Here is a 17,310-nt window from a genome sequence, read left to right on the forward strand (position 1 = left end):
GTGTCCTGGCGTGTTCTGCTCGAGGACGCCGGCGCGGTCCAATCGATGTCCCGCAAGGGCAACTGCTACGACAACGCGGTCATGGAGAACTTCTTCGGCCACCTCAAGGAAGAACTCTTCCACCATGCCCGGTTCCCCGGCACCGACGCCCTGGCAACGGCCCTGAACGAGTACATCCGCTGGTACAACACCGAAAGAATCTCAACAAAACTCAAAGGCCTGAGCCCGGTCCAATACCGCGCCCAGACCCTCGCAGCTTAGGCTGTAACCAACCAGTCCAACAATCGGGGACCAGTTCACGTCGAACGTTGGGCATCATGGCAACATGTCCAAGGGAACGGCCCAGGAACGGACATGTCCTGCCGGGCACGGTCCGCTGCACCGGGGGACATGCTCAGCGGTGGGCTCAAGGAATGGGCATACGCCCCAAGTGTCCAGCGCCCAGGCCACGCACTGGACATGCTCCTCGTTGGGAGCCAATCCAGTGGCGCATGTCCAGCGGCTGAGCCAACAACCGGGCATGTCCCTTGCTCGAAACCGGGCCAGTGGCGCATGTCCAGCGGCGGAGCCAACAACCGGGCATGTCCCTTGCTCGAAACCCGGCCAGGGGCGCACGGCCAGCGGGGGAGTCTAAGGCTGGGCATGTCCCGTGGTGGTGGGGTTGTCGGCCGAACGCTTGCGTCCCATGAACGCGGCCGCACCGCCGGCTGCGAGGCTCAGCACCAGAAGCACCCAGCCCGCCACGGTGAGCGCAGACGCCAGCGCGACCTGACCGCCGTCGACCGTGCCGGCTGACATCATGCCGTCAATCGCTGCGTTACCCCACAGCCTGACCACCACGAAAAGCAGGGGCAGCGCCCACAATGCCCAGCGCAGTCCTTTCCGCGCCACGTTCGTACCGATCAGCAGCAGCCAGGTGAAGCCGAAGATGAGCGGGAAGAGCGTGCCGGCCGTCTTGTGGACATAGTTCAGCTGGCCGACGGCGTCGGCGTCCATGGCCCCGCGCAACTGCCCCACGAACCCCTGGTCGAAGCCGCCCACCAGCGAATCCGGCATGGCGAGGCCGCCCGACAACTGGGTGAGCTGGTTGAGGGTGAGCAGGTGCAGGTACCAGAACAGGAACAGGCTGGCCACGACCCCGGCAATGACGATCAGGTTGCTGTTGCCCTGTGCCTTCTGCGGTGTCCGGCTGGTGGTCGGATTGATCACCGGGGGGAGGTGGTGCTGGGGGACCGCCGCATTGGCGCCATGCTTCTTGATCCGCTGCGCGGGTGTCTTGGCCATGGCTCCATTATCGCCCGTCCGGCGCGGCCGCCGGCGCCGGCTGTTCACTGCCAACCGGCGCCGATAGTCTGGAACGCGTGACCGAACTAGGAAAACACCGGCTTGGCCGGCACAGCACCGCAGATCTTGACCCGTCGCTGGATGACTACCAGCTCGCCGAGGCCCTGGTCCGCGAGGCCGGCACGCTGGCGCTTCTGATGCGGCAGGCAGGGCTCGAGGGCAAGCAGAAGACCTCGGTCTCGGACGTCGTTACGGCCGCCGACCACGCCGCCGAGTCCTACGTTCTGGAACAGCTCCGGCGATGCCGTCCGGACGACTCCGTTCTGGGCGAGGAGGGCGCGTCCGTGCTTGGCAGCAGCAGCCGGACCTGGGTCATTGATCCGGTCGACGGGACGTACAACTTCCTGCACGGATCCACCTACTGGTGCTCGGCCCTTGCCCTGAAGGATTCGTCCGGCGCCGGTCTCGGCGCAGTCTTCCAGCCCGAGGAGGACAAACTCTGGATTGGCGGGACCTCCCGGGGCGCAACGCTCAACGGCGAAAAGCTGGCCACGTTCCGTCCCGACGCATCCGGAGGTAAGGGTCGGTCCGAGACTCCGGTTTCGGACCTGGGCGCGGCAACCTACATCCACCCGACCTGGCTCGCGGACCCGATGTGTGCCATGCCGTGGCACGCGGCAGCGACGTCGGCGGCTGCGCTGCGCATGTTCGGGTCCGGGTCCTGCGACCTCAGCCGCGTGGCCGACGGCGAACTCGGCTGCTGGTTCCAGCACAGCTGCCCGGAGTGGGACTGGCTGCCCGGCAAGGCCATCGTCGAGGCGGCCGGCGGCGCGACCGACGTCGTGCGGGTCAACGGCCTCGACTGGTTCATCGCCGGAGGCACGACGGCGGTCCGTCAGTTGCGTGCGGCCCTCCTGTCAGGTTCTGTCGGCTAAGGTTCGCCGCTGCCGCCCCGCCGCGGAGCATGCCCATTCTTTGACGCCGTCTCCGCGGGGCATGCTCGTTTCATGGTGCAGCCTCGGGACATGCTCAATTTTCAGGGCAGTTGCGTCGGAACATGCTCATTCCTCGCAGCGAGGGGCGGACATATAGGGATCATGCCCTGTGGCTACGAGCAGCAGAGGGCATGCTCATTCCCTAATGCAACGACCGAGGGACATGCTCATCCTTCGAGGCCGGGCGCGGGCATGCGGGCAGCGCGGCCGTGGCTCCCGGCGCGGCAGGGGACAGGCTCATTCCTCCGTGCCACGACCGTGAGGCATCATCGGTCAATGGCTCAGCCGTGGGACATGCTCCCTTTTCGGCGGAGGAGGCGCGGAGCATGCTCATTCCCTGCGGGGAGCCGCGGACATGTGGGGATTATGTCCAGTGGCTGCGGGGAACGGAGAGCATGTCCCCCAGGGGCGGACACGGCTGTCAGCGGCACCGCCTAGACTTAGATACACCATGGATATGTTGTTTGACCCTTACGCCGACGGACACTTCCACGCTGCCTCGAAGGCAACGGCTGGCCAGAAAACGCCTGCCGGGACGGGCTTGGCGGGGCTGGAACCCGGGGCGGGCTTCGACCCCTACGGCAACGGCCCGCACGGCGGCAACCCCCATGGCGGCTGGGACCGTCCGCAGCTTCCCGACGCCGGCGAGCTCCTCGAAGGCCTGAACCCGCAGCAGGAGGAAGCGGTCAAGCACGCCGGCAGCGCCCTGCTGATCGTGGCCGGTGCAGGGTCCGGCAAGACCCGGGTGCTCAGTAACCGGATCGCCTACCTGATCGCCACGGGCCGGGCGCACCACGGCGAGATCCTGGCCATCACCTTCACCAACAAGGCCGCGGCCGAAATGCGGGAACGGATCGAGGCGTTGGTCGGCGGCCGGGCCAAGACCATGTGGATCTCCACCTTTCACTCCTCCTGCGTCCGGATCCTGCGCCGCGAGGCCAAGAACGTCGGGCTCAACTCCAATTTCTCGATCTACGACTCCGCGGACTCGCTGCGCCTGATCACGCTCGTCGCCAAGAACCTGGACCTCGACCCCAAGCGCTTCGCGCCCAAGGCCATCCAGCACAAGATTTCCGCGCTCAAGAACGAACTCATCGACGACGACTCCTACGCCTCCAGCGCCAACTACAACGATCCTTTCGAACAGGCCGTCGCCGAGGTCTTCAAGGGCTACACCCAGCGGCTGCGCCAGGCCAACGCGATGGACTTCGATGACCTGATCGCGCAGACCGTCTACATGTTCCGGGCGTTCCCGGCGCTCGCAGACTCCTACCGGCGCCGCTTCCGGCACGTTCTCGTGGACGAATACCAGGACACCAACCACGCCCAGTACGCCCTGGTGCGCGAGATCGTCGGCGAAGGCCCCGAAGCCTCCGAACTGACGGTCGTGGGCGACTCCGACCAGTCCATCTACGCCTTCCGCGGCGCGGACATCCGCAACATCGTGGAGTTCGAGAAGGACTACCCGGACGCCCGGACCATCAAGCTCGAACAGAACTACCGCTCCACCCAGACCATCCTCAGCGCCGCCAACTCGGTGATCTCCCGCAACCCGAACCGGCCCGAGAAACGGCTCTGGACGGCCGAGGGCGACGGCGAGAAGATCGTCGGCTACGTCGGCGAGAACGAGCACGACGAGGCCCAGTTCATCGCCAAGGAAATTGACCGGTTGCAGGACGAGGGCAACCTGCGCCCCGGCGACGTCGCCATTTTCTACCGCACCAACGCCCAGTCCCGGTCCATCGAAGACGTTCTGGTGCGCGTGGGCCTGCCATACAAGGTGGTCGGCGGCACCCGCTTCTATGAGCGCAAGGAAATCAAGGACGCCCTCGCCTACCTCCGGGTCCTGGTCAACCCGGACGACGACGTCAACCTCCGCCGGATCCTCAACGAACCCAAGCGCGGCATTGGCGACCGCGCCGAGGGCGCCGTCGCTGCTCTCGCCGAGCGGGAGCGCTCCTCCTTCATAGCCGCCGCGCGGCGCGCCGACGAGGCCCCCGGCATGGCGACCCGCTCCGTCAATGCCGTGCTCGGATTCGTGAAACTCCTCGACGACCTCGCCGAAGTGGCCTCCGGGTCCGGCGCGGCGGCGGCCCTGGAAGCGGTGCTCGAACAGACCGGATACCTGGCCGCGCTGCGCTCCAGCACCGATCCGCAGGACGAATCGCGCGTGGAGAACCTCGCCGAACTCGTCGCCGTCGTGCGTGAATACGAACGCGACAACCCCGAAGGCTCCCTCGGCGCCTTCCTGGAACAGGTCTCCCTGGTGGCCGACGCCGACCAGATCCCGGATGCCCCCGGGGCAGATATCGACGCAGCAGTCGCCGAGGCCAAGCGCCTGGGCGTGGTCACGCTCATGACCCTGCACACGGCCAAGGGGCTGGAATTTCCGGTGGTGTTCCTCACCGGCATGGAGCACGGGCTGTTCCCGCACCAGCGATCGGCGACGGACCCCAAGGAACTGGCCGAGGAGCGCCGGCTGGCCTACGTGGGGCTGACCCGCGCCCGGAAGCGGCTCTACCTGACCCGGTCCGAGGTCCGGAGCATGTGGGGGCAAAGCCAATACAACCCGGCCAGCCAGTTCATCGAGGAGATCCCGGCCGAACTCGTCGAGTGGAAGCGCGAAGGCGCCAGCCGCCAGGGCGGCGGCTGGGGGAGTGGCGCCGCAATCGGGTCCAGCCGCTACGGCGGATCCTTCTGGGGCGCCGGAACGGCGCGCGGCGCCGGCACCGGCCCCTCCGCTGGCTTCAACGCCGATGTCCCGGCCGCCGTGGCCAAGAACAGGGTCCAGCCGCAGAAGGAAATCGTCGCCGTCAGTGTCGGGGACAAGGTCAACCACACCAGCTTCGGCAACGGCACGGTCCTGGCCGTGGAGGGCGCCGGGGACAAGACGGTCGCCAAGGTGAAGTTCGACGTCGGCGAGAAACGGCTGCTCCTGCGTTACGCGCCGCTAACCAAGCTGGACGCGTAGCGGCAGACCGGCCGGCGCCGCCACCGGCGCGTACGTTACGCACGGGCCGCCGTGCCCCGGCGCCGCCGGTCAGGGCGCCCTTTTGCACCCCAAAAACCGCGTAATCTAGCGGTTTTTCTACGCTACATAGAATAGTGTCCTTACTCACATAACGGGTACTCTGGGACGGGCTGGTCCGATCGAAGGACTAGAGTTCCCAGAGGAGCATTGCGCCGTGTGGCTCGTTTCCAAGCTTGTCGCAGGGTGCGTTTATTCCGCAGCCCGGTAACCGTGAATACGCGGGGTCCGGCTGTACAGAAACTACTTCGACGTAGAAGGACACTAAACCGTGGACCTGTTTGAATATCAGGCGCGCGATATGTTCGAGGCGCACGGTGTACCCGTGCTTGCTGGCATCGTGGCGCACACCCCTGAAGAAGCAAAGGCAGCTGCCGAGAAGATCGGCGGCGTAACTGTCGTCAAGGCACAGGTTAAGGTCGGTGGCCGCGGCAAGGCTGGCGGCGTTAAGGTCGCCAAGACTGCCGATGAGGCGCTGGAACACTCCACCAACATCCTCGGCATGGACATCAAGGGCCACACCGTCAACAAGGTGATGATTGCCCAGGGTGCGGACATCGCCGAAGAATACTACTTCTCCGTCCTGCTGGACCGGGCCAACCGCAACTACCTGGCGATGTGCTCGGTTGAGGGCGGCATGGAAATCGAGCAGCTCGCCGTCGAACGCCCGGAAGCCCTGGCCAAGATCGCGATCGACCCGGCCGTCGGCATCGACCAGGCCAAGGCCGACGAAATCGTCGCCGCCGCCGGTTTCGCTGAGGAGCTGCGCGGCAAAGTCGCCGCCGTCATCCTCAAGCTCTGGGACGTCTTCAAGAAGGAAGACGCCACCCTCGTGGAGGTCAACCCGCTGGTCAAGACCGGCGCCGGTGACATCGTCGCGCTCGACGGCAAGGTCTCCCTGGACGAGAACGCCGACTTCCGCCACGTGCACCACGCACAGCTGGAAGACAAGGACGCAGCTGACCCGCTCGAGGCCAAGGCCAAGGCCCAGGACCTGAACTACGTCAAGCTGGACGGCGAAGTGGGCATCATCGGCAACGGCGCCGGCCTTGTGATGTCCACCCTCGACGTCGTCGCCTACGCCGGCGAAAACCACGGCAACGTCAAGCCCGCCAACTTCCTGGACATCGGCGGCGGAGCCTCCGCCGAGGTTATGGCAGCGGGCCTTGACGTCATCCTGGGCGACGAGCAGGTCAAATCCGTGTTCGTGAACGTCTTCGGCGGCATCACCGCGTGCGACGCCGTCGCCAAGGGCATCGTCGGTGCGCTGGCAGAGCTCGGTTCCTCCGCGAACAAGCCTCTGGTTGTCCGCCTTGACGGCAACAACGTCGACGAAGGCCGCCGCATCCTGACCGAGGCCAACCACCCGCTGGTTACCCTGGCCGCCACCATGGACGAGGGCGCCGACAAGGCTGCCGAGCTCGCCAACGCCGCTAAGTAAAGGGACGCGACAATGTCTATCTACCTCAACAAAGACTCCAAGGTCATCGTTCAGGGCATCACCGGCGGCGAAGGCACCAAGCACACCGCCCTGATGCTCAAGGCCGGCACCAACATTGTGGGCGGCGTCAACGCCCGCAAGGCCGGCACCACGGTCCTGCACGGCGAGAACGAAATCACCGTCTTCGGCACCGTCAAGGAAGCCATGGCCGAGACCGGCGCCGACGTCTCGATCGTCTTCGTTCCGCCGGCCTTCACCAAGGACGCCGTCGTTGAAGCCATCGAAGCCGGCATCGGCCTCGTTGTGGTCATCACCGAAGGCGTGCCGGTCCAGGACTCCGCCGAGTTCTGGGCACTGGCCCAGTCCAAGGTCGACGCCGACGGCAAGCAGGTCACCCGGATCATCGGACCGAACTGCCCCGGCATCATCACCCCGGGCGAGGCCCTGGTCGGCATCACCCCGGCCAACATCACGGGCAAGGGCCCCATCGGCCTGGTCTCCAAGTCGGGCACCCTGACCTACCAGATGATGTACGAACTGCGCGACCTCGGCTTCTCCACCGCCATCGGCATCGGCGGCGACCCGATCATCGGCACCACCCACATCGACGCCCTGGCAGCATTCGAAGCCGACCCGGAGACGAAGGCGATCGTCATGATCGGCGAAATCGGCGGCGACGCCGAAGAACGTGCGGCCGACTTCATCAAGGCCAACGTCACCAAGCCGGTTGTCGGCTACGTGGCCGGCTTCACCGCCCCGGAAGGCAAGACCATGGGCCACGCCGGCGCCATTGTCTCCGGTTCCGCGGGCACCGCCCAGGCCAAGAAGGAAGCCCTCGAGGCTGCCGGCGTCAAAGTCGGCAAGACGCCGTCCGAGACCGCCAAGCTCCTGCGCGAAGTCTACGCAGCCCTCTAGGCACTGCGTCAGTCAAGCGTTACACCAACGCGGGGTCACTTTCGGCCCATTCCACCGGGTGGGATGGGCGATAAGTGACCCCGCGTTGTGCGTTTAAGCCGGTTCAGACCTTGGCGCTGCTGAGGATTTCCTCGAGCCGTTCGTAGGCCTCGGACAGGCCGCCCTCCATCCCGGACTGGGCCATCCCGTCGCGGGCCTCCATGCTCGGGTAGACCGCGTGGGCGCGCAGCCGGGACCTGCCGCCGCCGAGGTCCTCGAAAGTCATGAACTCGATGCTCACGACGTCGGGGTAGCCGCCGTATTCAAACGTCTGGACGGCGAAGTCGTTCTCACGCACCGTGTGGAAGACGCCGTTGAAAGCGTGGGGCGTTCCGTCCGGGCCTGTGTGCAGGTAGCTGTAGCTACCGCCTGTCCGGAAATCGTAGTGGTCGATGTCCATCGCCATGCGGCGCGGCCCGAGCCACTGGGCGACGAGTTCGGGGTCTTTATGGGCCCGGAAGACCTCGGAGACCGGAAAATCGAACTCCCGCTCAAAATCGATGAAGGGCAGCCCCTCGGGAACTGTCAGGGTCAGTGCGTTGCTCATGATGCGTCCTTTGCCTGTGTGCCGCCCCGGGCGGCACGGGTTTCAAGCACGGCGTCGAGGCTGCGGAACTGCGCCTCGCGGACCAGCCGGTACTGGTCGATCCACGCGGTGAGCGCCTCCAGCCGTGCGGGGTTCAGGTGAACGGGCCGGCGCTGCGCGTCACGGGTGCGCGTGACCAGCTGCGCCTGCTCGAGGACCTGGATGTGTTTCGAGACGGCCTGCTTGGTGATCGCGAAGGGCTCCGCCAGCTCATTGACGGTGGCCGGACCCCGGCTGAGCCGGGCAATGATGCGGCGGCGGACGGGATCGGCGAGGGCCAGGAAAGCCGCGTCGAGCTGAGCGTCGTCGCCGGAATCCATAGGGCTTGCCTCCCCGAATCGCATATCCAATCAACCTTATTCAACTAAGAGGTTTATCAACCTCTTAGTTGTTAACTTACGCTTCCAGCCATCGGGGCACAAGGGCGCCGGGAACACCCGTCACCCGGCCACGCCCCGTGTCATGGTGCGGTTGTGCTCATGTTTGACGCCGCTGGCCGAGGCGAGCTCGTAGTCGTCGAGCAGGTGCCGGCGCCGGGCCGAGGCGAGCAGTTTCAGGCGCTTCTGCTCGATGGCGGACCGTGAATCCTCCACCGCAGCCAGCTCGGCCGACAACACCGTGATGGCGCGAAGGTGCTCGTCCGGCCCCACTCCCGGGGGCTGCACTTCCTCGGCCGCGTCCCCGATGACGCGGACCGCCCACTGCGACAGCCCGGCGGCGCGGGCGACGGCGGCGACCTTGAGTCCGTCCAGCAAGGCTTGGGCGATCCGTTCATTGAGATCCGCGGAGAGTGCGCGGAGCCGGCTGGACCTGAACGAGATTCGTTGGGTGTGCTCCGCCAGGAGTTCCCGGGCCTGTTCGCCCAGCCGGACCTTGGGATCAGGCCGCGACGTGCCGCGGTAGGTGTAGCCGCGGCCTCCCGTCCGGAGGTCCGGCACCCGCGCGGCAGATGGTGCGCCGGGATGTTGACGTTGTTGCTGGCCGGCCACCTGAGGTCCTCGCTTCGGGTCGGTAGGGCATGTACGGCGGAAACCGCCGCACCGGTCAGGCCCCCGGCCGGACCGTCGGGTCTCCCGTCAGCAGGTTAGGCGCCGCCCACGGTGCGGGGGAAATACGGATTATGCGTGGAACCATAGCCAAAACCGGTGGACCGGCCGCGCTTCGCGGACTCGCCGCCGGTCATAAGAGAGCCTTATCCGTCCACGCAGTTTAGGTCTTATCCAGACCGGTGCCTCCTTCCATAAGCTCGAATGAGTCAATGCTCAGCTCCCTCTGAATCCCTGGAAGAGAACATGTCTGAATTTGTGCCTGCGTCGCGCGTGTCCCGGATCAAATCCTCCCCGAGCGTGGCCGCCGCCGCCCGTGTGCGGGAACTCAAGGCCGAAGGCCGGCGGATCCTGGATCTGACCGTGGGCGAACCCGACTTTGACACGCCCGCCCACATCAAGGCCGCCGCCGTCGACGCGATCGGGCGGGGCGAAACGAAGTACACGTCCGTCACAGGCACGGCACCGCTGCAGCACGCCATCCTCCAGTCGCTGGAAGCCCGCACCGGGCTTCGCTACGGGACCGACGAAATCACCATCGGCGGCGGGGCCAAGCAGGTCATCTTCACCGCCTTCATGGCATCCCTGAACGAAGGGGACGAAGTGATCGTCCCCGCGCCGTACTGGGTCTCCTATCCGGACATGGTCCTGGCCAATGAAGGAACGCCCGTGATCGTCCCCTGCGGCGCCGACACCGGCTTCAAGCTCACCCCGGACGCCCTGGCCGCCGCCATCACCGAGCGCACCAAGTGGCTGATCCTGAACACCCCGTCGAATCCCACCGGCGCCGTCTACTCCCCGGACGAGCTGCGCGCCCTGGCGGATGTCCTCGTGCACGCTCCCGGCGTCTACGTCCTGACCGATGAGATCTATGACCAGATCTACTTCGGGCAGGGGCGGCTGGCCGGCCTGGCCGAAGTTGCGCCGGAGCTCAAGGACCGGATCCTGATGGTCAACGGCGTCTCGAAGGCCTACGCCATGACGGGCTGGCGACTGGGGTACGGGGCCGGACCGGCGCCGCTCGTTGCCGCCATGAACAAGCTGCAGTCCCAGATCTCATCCTGCCCCTCCTCGGTGAGCCAGGCCGCGGCGGCCGCCGCACTGTCCGGCGACCAGAGCTTTGTGCGCGAAAGCGTCGAGGTCTACCGCGAACGGCGGGACCGCGCCGTCGCGGCGCTCAATGCGGTCAGCGGCCTGTCCTGCACCACCCCGGACGGCGCCTTCTATGCCTATGTGAACTGCGGCGGGGTCATCGGCAAGACGACGCCGGACGGAACCGTCATCATCAACGACGAGGACTTCACGCTCTACCTTCTGGACGCCGCCGGAGTGGCCGTCATCCAGGGGTCCGCCTACGGCCTGGGGCCCTACTTCCGGATCTCGTACGCCACCAGCCTGGCCGTGATCGAGGAATCCATCGCCGCCATCGACAAGGCCGTCCAGGCCCTCAGCTGAACACCCACCACAAAGGAGCAACCGCGCCATGATCCACGTCAAGACCAAAATCGACAGGCCGTCGGCCGACGCCATCACCCAGCTGTCCAAGTTTTCCTCTGCGACGGTCCACGAGGCCCAAGGCCGCAAAGGCGCCCTGAGCTCCAGGATCAAGCCGATCGACCGCAGCATGTCCTTCTGCGGACCGGCAGTCACCGTTCGTTGCGCCCCCCGGGACAACCTCATGCTCCAGGTGGCTATCCACTACGCCCAGGCCGGGGATGTCGTCCTGGTCTCGGCCGGTGAATTCGACGAGGCCGGGACGTTCGGCGACGTCCTGGGCAACGCCATGAAGGCCAAGGGCCTGGCCGCGATGGTCACGGACTCGGGGGTCCGCGACACCCAGGACCTGATCGAACTGGGACTGCCGGTGTTCTCCGGCAGCGTCAGCATCAAGGGGACTGTCAAGGAAACCATCGGCCCCATCAACCATCCCGTCGTGATCGGCGACGAAATCATCTACCCCGGCGACATCCTCCTCGGCGACGCTGACGGCGTCGTCGTGGTGCGCAAGGACGAAGTGGACGACGTTATCCGCCTCTCGCAGGAACGCGACGACGCCGAACGGGACCTCATCCGCCGCTACCACGACGGCGGCACGACCCTTGAGCTGTGCAACCTCACCGAGGTGCTCAAGGCCAAGGGCCTGCTGGTCGAAGAGGACTAAGGATCCGGAAGCAGGGGACTAGGCGGTCCCGGGCCCGCGCCAAGCGGGCTCGACCAACGAAGGGAGGGCCCGATGCCGGTGACGGCATCGGGCCCTCCCTTCGTTGCAGAACCCGGCAGGAGCCCGGAATCAGGACCGGCTGTAGCTCCCGGGGGTGCCGTCCAGGTACCAGACGGCCGACATGCCGCCGGCCGCCGGCATGATGCTGCCCTCGAACACGAAAACCGGTTCGGCCGAGGCATCCTCCGTGCGCCATAAACCGTTGGCCGGGCAATGCGAACCCGTGCTTGCCCGCAGCGGAATGGAATTCTCCGCCGCGCGGCGGTTTTTCGTAATGATCTTCTTCATGGCCGGCTCCCGGATGAATTCGTAAGGATTGGGGGCAATGACGCGCCCTGATGCTTTTATCCTAGATTCACCGCAAACTATCCGCTAAGACAAATGCTGAATGTCCTGATAAGCCAAAGCTATGCGTCGCATTATTACCGCGCGTACTTGGCGGTCAGTATTGCCTGCAGCATTTCCCGCAGCACCAGCAGAACGGCGGAGGCTGCCTCTGAGAGCGGTTCGTGGTCCGGAGTGCACAGGGCGATCTTGCACTGCAGTGCCGGTTCCACCAGCCGCAGGACGCGGAAATTCTCCTCGTGGAAGAGGGCATCGGCGGCGGACTTCGGCAGGACTGTCGCCCCGAGGTCGGCGCGCAGGAGCCGGGCCAGGGACGGCACCGACTCGACTTCCCCCACCAGATTGAGATTCAGCCCCTGGTTCTCCATGCCCGCCTGCACGATCTGCCGCAGGGTGTGGTTCTGCTCCGGCAGGAACAGCCCGATCTTCGCGGCATCGGCCAGACGGATGGACCCGGTTTCGGTGTCCACTCCGAGGTCGCGGTCGGCATTGACCACCAGGTGCAGGTCCTCGGCGATCAGGGTGGTGAACTGGACCCCGCGGATGGGCCCGGGCTCGTAAATCAGTGCCATATCGAGGCGGCCGTTCTTGATGGCCTCGCTCAGGACCCCGCCGTAGATCTCCGTCAAATGCAGGACGATGTCGGGGTAGCGGCGCCCAACTTCCCGGATGATGTCGGGCGTCAGGCTGGACGCCATGCTGTACGGCGCAATGGCGATGGAGACCCGGCCGGAGGGCGCGGCTCCCGACGCCGCCACGTCAAGCCGGGCCTGGTCCACCAGCCGGAGGATGGTTTGCGCGTGCCGGTACAGCGTATGGCCCGCGGCTGTCGGCTGGACGCCCTGTTTGCTGCGGATCAGGAGGCGCTGCTTCAGCTCGTTTTCCAGGGCGGAAACCTGCTGGCTGAGCGCCGGCTGGGCCACGTGCAGGGCCGCCGCAGCCTTCGTGATGCTTCCGGAATCGACGATCTTGACGAAGTAAGCCAGCTTTCGCGTGTCCATAACGGTCTCTTTCCTGTGCGCGGCGGGAAGCCCGGCGGAAGGTCATATGCGAATGCTATGGAGGGATAGGCATCCGGTCTTTGTGTGACCCGCGTCTCGGACACTACCTTAATCACAGATGACATTTGCATGGCCATAAGTATTCTACCCCGGTTTTGATATAAGAACTCGTGATGACGTCATACCAGTTCTGAATAAACGCGCCGGTGCTTAAAACGTGAATGTCTTCTTTACATCCCGGAAATAAACGCCTCATAGCTTTAGGGGTGCCCGGTTCCACTGCCAGACCCGAATTCTTCATTCTTAGAAAGAGCTGACAGATGAAAATCACGACCCACCGCAAGTTTGCAATATTTGCCGCCGTTTCCGCCTCCGTGTTTGCCCTGACCGGCTGCGGCGGCAGCAGTGCCGCGTCCGTCAAGGACAGTGCCACGGCAGGCGAAGTCAACCTGATCGCCTACTCCGGCGTGTGGCAGGACCAGTACAACGCGGCCGTGATCGAGCCGTTCAAGGCGAAATACCCGGACATCAAGATCAACTACGTGTCCAAGCGCTCATCCGCGGAAATGCTCAGCGCCCTGCAGGGACAGAAGGGCAGCCCGGCCACCGACGTCGCGATCATGGACAACTCGGTGTCGACCACCGGCAACAAGCAGGGCCTCTTTGAAAAGGTCGACGCCGCGGCCGTCCCGAACCTGGCCAACGTCCCGGAAAAGTTCCGCAGCAAGGACGGTTACGGCCCGGTGGCCATGCTCGACGCCGTCGGCCTGCTCTACGACACCGCCACCTTCCCCAAGGCGCCGGAAAGCTGGGACGTGCTGTGGGATCCGGCCTACGCCGGCAAGATCAACGTCAACGCCCCGCCGTCGCTGCTGGGACTGTCCCTCACCGCGATCACCGCCAAGATGCAGGGCGAGGATTACACCAAGGGCATTGACGCCGCCGTGGCCCGGCTGAAGCAGCTGGCCCCCGGCGTGCAGACCTTCGCGCCGAACCCGGACGAATACCAGAATGTCATCACCGGCCAGACAGTCCTCGGACTCGGGCAGAACGCCCGGGGACAGTTCTACAGCGACCAGAGCAACAAGAAGATGGGCGTCACCTTCCCCATGGAAGGCACGGTCTACCAGATCAACACCATCAACCTGGTCAAGAACGCACCGCACTCGGCGGCCGCCGGGACCTTCATGAACTACGCCCTGTCCGCCGAGGCCCAGACGGCCTTCGCCAAGGCGCTCTTCTACGCCCCGTCCGTGACCAACGCCGAGCTCCCGGCCGACGTCAAGAAGCGCGTGGTGCCCACCGACGGCTCGGTGAACATCGTTCCGCTCGACGTCGACTTCCTGTCCTCGGCCCGGGACAAGTGGACCGACACCTGGAAGCGCACCATCATCACCAAATAGCCCCCGGCGGCTGCCCCTCCCCACCTTCGCATCAGGAGAACTGAACCGTGAGTGAATCAAAACTGTCGATCGTCGACCTGACGAAGCGATATGCCGCAGGCCTCGACCCGGCCGTCGACCGTCTGAACATGCAGGTTGAGGAGGGGCACCTGGTGGCGCTCCTCGGACCGTCCGGGTGCGGAAAGACCACCACCCTGAGGATGGTCGCCGGCCTCATGGACCCGACGGCGGGCTCGATCGTCGTCGACGGCAAGGAAATTACGCACACCCCCGTGAACAAGCGCGGCATGGGCATGGTCTTCCAGTCCTACGCCCTGTTTCCGCACATGAACGTCGAACAAAACGTCGCCTTCGGCCTGCAAATGCGCCAGACGCCCAAGACCGAGCAGAAACGCCGGGTGGCCGCGGCCCTGGACATGGTCCAGCTGGGCCACCTGGGCAAACGCCAGACGAAGGAGCTATCCGGCGGGCAGCAGCAGCGAATCGCCCTGGCCCGGGCCCTCGTCGTGGAACCGACGCTGCTGCTGCTGGATGAGCCGCTGTCCAACCTGGACGCCAAGCTGCGCGAAACGATGCGGACCGAAATCAGGTCCATCCAGCAGCGGACGCGGGCCACCACGCTCTTCGTCACCCACGACCAGGACGAGGCCCTCGACATGGCGGACCGCATTGCCGTCATGAACGGCGGCCTGATCGAACAATTCGGCTCCCCGACCGACGTCTACGAGCGCCCCCGGACGCACTTCGTGGCCAACTTCATCGGCCAGGCCAACTTCCTGACCGCCCGCGTCGTCTCGGAAACCGGCCCGGCGTCACGGGCCGGCGAGGCCTACTACAAGGTCGACATCGACGGCCTCGACGGCCTCGGCGGGTTCGGCGCCGTCGGCGCACGCGGGCTCACCGGAACCCACGAGCTCGTGGTCCGCCCGCACCGTCTCGCCGTGAGCCTCACCCGGGGCGCGGACAGCGGCGCCGTCCAAGGCACCATCGACCGCGTCAGCTACACCGGCGACGCCCTGTCCGTTGCCGTCAGCGTCGGCCGGAAGACCCTGCACGCCCAGCTGCCGACGTCGAGCGGGGACCTGCCTCGCCCGGGCGAGGCGGCCTACTTGTCCTGGTCCCCCGAGGACGCCTACATCCTGCCGGCCCCGGCGGAAGGTGGCCGGCCATGACGCTCCTGCAAACCCGGCGCCCGGTTACCCCGCACCCCGGGGACGACGGCGCGCTGGAGAAAGCCACCGAGAGGCGCAACCGGCGCACTTACCGCGCCCTGCTGATCCCCGGGCTCCTCGGACTGCTGGTCAGCTTCGTCTTCCCGCTCGCCTACATGGTCAGGATGTCCTTCAACCGCGGCGCGGCGGACGGGGTGGTGGAGGAAACCTTCACCTTCGACACCTACCTCCAGCCCCTGACCGACCCGTACTACTGGAAGGTCACCCTGGACACCTTCCAGATGGGCGTCACGGTGGGCATCCTTTGTGTGGCGGTGTCCTACCCCGTGGCCCTGTTCCTGGCCCGGAGCACCAGCAAGTACCGCGGGCTGCTGCTGGCGGTGGCGATCGCCCCGCTGCTGACCTCTGCCGTCGTCCGCACCTACGGGTGGATGGTCATTCTCGGCACCAATGGCCTGGTCAATTCGTCCCTTGAAGGCTTGGGCATCATCGACGCGCCGCTGAAACTGACGAACAACCTGACCGGCGTCACCATCGGGCTGGTCGAGATCTTCATGCCCTACGCGATCCTGGCCATGATTTCGGGATTTGGCCGGCTCAGCCCGCAGCTCGAGGAAGCGGCCGGATCCCTCGGCGCCAGCCGGGTCAAGGTTTTCACCCGGGTTACCCTGCCGCTGAGCCTGCCCGGCGTCCTCGCGGCGTTCCTCATGGTGTTCGTCCTCTCGATCAGCACCTTCATCACCCCGCGCCTACTCGGTGGCGGCAGCGTCCAGGTGCTTGCCACCGAGATCTACGACCAGACCACGGGCCTGCTGAACTGGCCGTTCGCCGCGGCCCTCTCCGTCATCCTGCTGGTGCTGTTCGGCTTGATCATCGCCGTCTACCAGCGGCTCACACGAAAGATCGGAGGCTGAACATGAGTGAAGCACCCCTCTACAAGCCGCGGTTCAATGCCGCCAAGCCGGCGTTCGGCGTCCTTGTCTTCCTGCTGTACCTGTTCCTGCTGGCCCCGCTGCTCGTTGTCTTCGTGGTGTCCTTTGCCTCCAACCAGTACCTGTCCTTTCCACCGGAGGGGCTGACCCTGAAGTGGTACGAAATGCTGCCGCAGGAAAGCACCTTCATGGACGGGATGCGGGTCAGCCTGATCGTCGCGGCCGCGGTCACCCTGATTGTGCTCGCGCTCGGGGTGCCGGCGGCGCTGGCCCTGGACCGGTTTGACTTCAAGGCCAAAGCGGCCGTGCAGTCCTTCTTCCTGTCGCCGCTGCTGATCCCGAGCATCGTCCTGGCCCTGGGCATGGTCCTGCTGTTCGGCCCGCTGAAACTGACCAACACCTACGCCGGGATCATCATTGGACACGTCGCCATCACCATCCCGTTCGTCATCAGGACCACACTGATGAGCCTGGCCACCACGGACACCTCGTGCGAGGCCGCGGCACGGATCCTTGGCGCGGACTCCTGGACCGTCTTCCGCCGGGTGACGCTGCCGATCATCCGGCCCGGGGTGATCGCCGGGGGAGTCATCGCCTTCATCGTCTCCTTCGATGAAGCCGTCATCTCCCTCTTTGTCGCCGAATCGGGGCTGCCGACCCTGCCGGTGCAGGTGCTCCGGTACGTGGAGAACTCGGCGGACGCCGCCGTGGCCGCCTTGTCCGTCATCCTGATCCTGATCTCCCTGGCCGTGGTCGTCGTCGTCGAACGCGTCATGGGGCTGCGCAGAGCGCTGTAGCCGCTGACGGGCCCCGGGGCGGGGCCGGGGTGGGGCCCGGGTCATAACCGGGCCCTATCCCGTGACACCGATTACGTCTTTGTGTGAGACAACTCCCAGTGTCAG

General features: G+C 65.7%; 17 protein-coding genes. 11 read left to right on the forward strand and 6 right to left on the reverse strand.

Going from position 1 to position 17,310, the window contains the following annotated elements:
• The coding region (locus CFN17_RS10960) for an IS3 family transposase (RefSeq protein ID WP_208747745.1) at window positions 1-261 on the forward strand (261 nt) is incomplete at its 5' end.
• Between the two features lie 369 nt (window positions 262-630).
• Here CFN17_RS10960 and CFN17_RS10965 read toward each other — a convergent pair.
• Entirely contained in the window at window positions 631-1,284 is a 654-nt protein-coding gene (locus tag CFN17_RS10965; RefSeq protein WP_208747746.1) for a hypothetical protein, read from the reverse strand.
• Window positions 1,285-1,361: 77 nt separating this feature from the next.
• Between CFN17_RS10965 and CFN17_RS10970 the strand changes: the two genes are divergently transcribed.
• From CFN17_RS10970 to sucD, 4 genes are all read left to right on the forward strand, one after another.
• A complete protein-coding gene (locus CFN17_RS10970) occupies window positions 1,362-2,219 on the forward strand; it encodes an inositol monophosphatase family protein (protein WP_208747747.1) in 858 nt (285 codons plus the stop codon).
• Between the two features lie 511 nt (window positions 2,220-2,730).
• The gene (gene pcrA, locus CFN17_RS10975; protein ID WP_208747748.1) at window positions 2,731-5,250 is read left to right on the forward strand and encodes a DNA helicase PcrA; all 2,520 of its coding nucleotides are present in this window, start codon (window positions 2,731-2,733) and stop codon (window positions 5,248-5,250) included.
• A gap of 328 nt (window positions 5,251-5,578) precedes the next feature.
• Window positions 5,579-6,748, forward strand: a complete 1,170-nt coding sequence (gene sucC / locus CFN17_RS10980) for an ADP-forming succinate--CoA ligase subunit beta (protein ID WP_208747749.1) — start codon at window positions 5,579-5,581, stop codon at window positions 6,746-6,748.
• Between the two features lie 12 nt (window positions 6,749-6,760).
• On the forward strand, window positions 6,761-7,663 hold the full coding sequence (gene sucD, locus CFN17_RS10985; protein WP_208747750.1) for a succinate--CoA ligase subunit alpha: 903 nt from the start codon (window positions 6,761-6,763) through the stop codon (window positions 7,661-7,663).
• A gap of 103 nt (window positions 7,664-7,766) precedes the next feature.
• Here sucD and CFN17_RS10990 read toward each other — a convergent pair whose 3' ends face one another.
• The 3 genes from CFN17_RS10990 to CFN17_RS11000 all read right to left on the reverse strand — a co-directional run bounded on the left by CFN17_RS10990 (window position 7,767) and on the right by CFN17_RS11000 (window position 9,277).
• On the reverse strand, window positions 7,767-8,249 hold the full coding sequence (locus CFN17_RS10990; protein ID WP_208747751.1) for an SRPBCC family protein: 483 nt from the start codon (window positions 8,247-8,249) through the stop codon (window positions 7,767-7,769).
• On the reverse strand, window positions 8,246-8,608 hold the full coding sequence (locus CFN17_RS10995; RefSeq protein ID WP_208747752.1) for a helix-turn-helix transcriptional regulator: 363 nt from the start codon (window positions 8,606-8,608) through the stop codon (window positions 8,246-8,248). Before CFN17_RS10995 ends, CFN17_RS10990 begins: the two co-directional genes overlap by 4 nt.
• A gap of 120 nt (window positions 8,609-8,728) precedes the next feature.
• Window positions 8,729-9,277: a hypothetical protein gene (locus CFN17_RS11000; protein ID WP_261792156.1), complete on the reverse strand. Its 549-nt coding sequence runs from the start codon at window positions 9,275-9,277 to the stop codon at window positions 8,729-8,731.
• A 303-nt stretch (window positions 9,278-9,580) separates the two neighbouring features.
• Here CFN17_RS11000 and CFN17_RS11005 point away from each other — a divergent pair, with 303 nt between their 5' ends.
• Entirely contained in the window at window positions 9,581-10,789 is a 1,209-nt protein-coding gene (locus CFN17_RS11005) for an aspartate transaminase (protein ID WP_208747753.1), read from the forward strand.
• A gap of 28 nt (window positions 10,790-10,817) precedes the next feature.
• Window positions 10,818-11,495 (forward strand): 4-carboxy-4-hydroxy-2-oxoadipate aldolase/oxaloacetate decarboxylase, encoded by a 678-nt coding sequence (locus CFN17_RS11010; RefSeq protein ID WP_208747754.1) that lies wholly within the window; start codon window positions 10,818-10,820, stop codon window positions 11,493-11,495.
• Window positions 11,496-11,624: 129 nt separating this feature from the next.
• On the opposite strand, the gene CFN17_RS11015 is transcribed toward CFN17_RS11010, so the two are convergent.
• Window positions 11,625-11,843, reverse strand: a complete 219-nt coding sequence (locus tag CFN17_RS11015) for a hypothetical protein (protein WP_208747755.1) — start codon at window positions 11,841-11,843, stop codon at window positions 11,625-11,627.
• 134 nt (window positions 11,844-11,977) lie between these two features.
• Window positions 11,978-12,901 carry a nitrogen assimilation transcriptional regulator NAC gene (nac, locus tag CFN17_RS11020; protein WP_208747756.1) on the reverse strand — a complete coding sequence of 308 codons (924 nt, stop codon included), beginning with the start codon at window positions 12,899-12,901 and terminating at the stop codon, window positions 11,978-11,980.
• A gap of 320 nt (window positions 12,902-13,221) precedes the next feature.
• Here nac and CFN17_RS11025 point away from each other — a divergent pair, with 320 nt between their 5' ends.
• The 4 genes from CFN17_RS11025 to CFN17_RS11040 are packed head-to-tail and all read left to right on the forward strand — an operon-like array spanning window position 13,222 to window position 17,205.
• Window positions 13,222-14,304 (forward strand): ABC transporter substrate-binding protein, encoded by a 1,083-nt coding sequence (locus CFN17_RS11025; RefSeq protein WP_208747757.1) that lies wholly within the window; start codon window positions 13,222-13,224, stop codon window positions 14,302-14,304.
• A gap of 47 nt (window positions 14,305-14,351) precedes the next feature.
• Window positions 14,352-15,476: an ABC transporter ATP-binding protein gene (locus CFN17_RS11030; protein ID WP_208747758.1), complete on the forward strand. Its 1,125-nt coding sequence runs from the start codon at window positions 14,352-14,354 to the stop codon at window positions 15,474-15,476.
• The gene (locus CFN17_RS11035) at window positions 15,473-16,390 is read left to right on the forward strand and encodes an ABC transporter permease (protein WP_208747759.1); all 918 of its coding nucleotides are present in this window, start codon (window positions 15,473-15,475) and stop codon (window positions 16,388-16,390) included. The genes CFN17_RS11030 and CFN17_RS11035 overlap by 4 nt, the downstream gene beginning before the upstream one ends.
• Window positions 16,391-16,392: 2 nt before the next feature.
• Window positions 16,393-17,205, forward strand: a complete 813-nt coding sequence (locus CFN17_RS11040; RefSeq protein ID WP_208747760.1) for an ABC transporter permease — start codon at window positions 16,393-16,395, stop codon at window positions 17,203-17,205.
• Window positions 17,206-17,310 lie beyond the last annotated feature (105 nt).

Source organism: Arthrobacter sp. PM3 (genome assembly GCF_003352915.1).
Classification (GTDB): Bacteria; Actinomycetota; Actinomycetes; order Actinomycetales; family Micrococcaceae; genus Arthrobacter.

Bases quoted from the DNA above. Each gene is read 5' to 3' on its own strand.
- CFN17_RS10965 (WP_208747746.1), bottom strand. From the start codon at position 1,284: ATGGCCAAGACACCCGCGCAGCGGATCAAGAAGCATGGCGCCAATGCG.
- pcrA (WP_208747748.1), top strand. From the start codon at position 2,731: ATGGATATGTTGTTTGACCCTTACGCCGACGGACACTTCCACGCTGCC.
- sucD (WP_208747750.1), top strand. From the start codon at position 6,761: ATGTCTATCTACCTCAACAAAGACTCCAAGGTCATCGTTCAGGGCATC.
- CFN17_RS10990 (WP_208747751.1), bottom strand. From the start codon at position 8,249: ATGAGCAACGCACTGACCCTGACAGTTCCCGAGGGGCTGCCCTTCATC.
- CFN17_RS10995 (WP_208747752.1), bottom strand. From the start codon at position 8,608: ATGGATTCCGGCGACGACGCTCAGCTCGACGCGGCTTTCCTGGCCCTC.
- CFN17_RS11005 (WP_208747753.1), top strand. From the start codon at position 9,581: ATGTCTGAATTTGTGCCTGCGTCGCGCGTGTCCCGGATCAAATCCTCC.
- CFN17_RS11010 (WP_208747754.1), top strand. From the start codon at position 10,818: ATGATCCACGTCAAGACCAAAATCGACAGGCCGTCGGCCGACGCCATC.
- CFN17_RS11015 (WP_208747755.1), bottom strand. From the start codon at position 11,843: ATGAAGAAGATCATTACGAAAAACCGCCGCGCGGCGGAGAATTCCATT.
- nac (WP_208747756.1), bottom strand. From the start codon at position 12,901: ATGGACACGCGAAAGCTGGCTTACTTCGTCAAGATCGTCGATTCCGGA.
- CFN17_RS11025 (WP_208747757.1), top strand. From the start codon at position 13,222: ATGAAAATCACGACCCACCGCAAGTTTGCAATATTTGCCGCCGTTTCC.
- CFN17_RS11035 (WP_208747759.1), top strand. From the start codon at position 15,473: ATGACGCTCCTGCAAACCCGGCGCCCGGTTACCCCGCACCCCGGGGAC.
- CFN17_RS11040 (WP_208747760.1), top strand. From the start codon at position 16,393: ATGAGTGAAGCACCCCTCTACAAGCCGCGGTTCAATGCCGCCAAGCCG.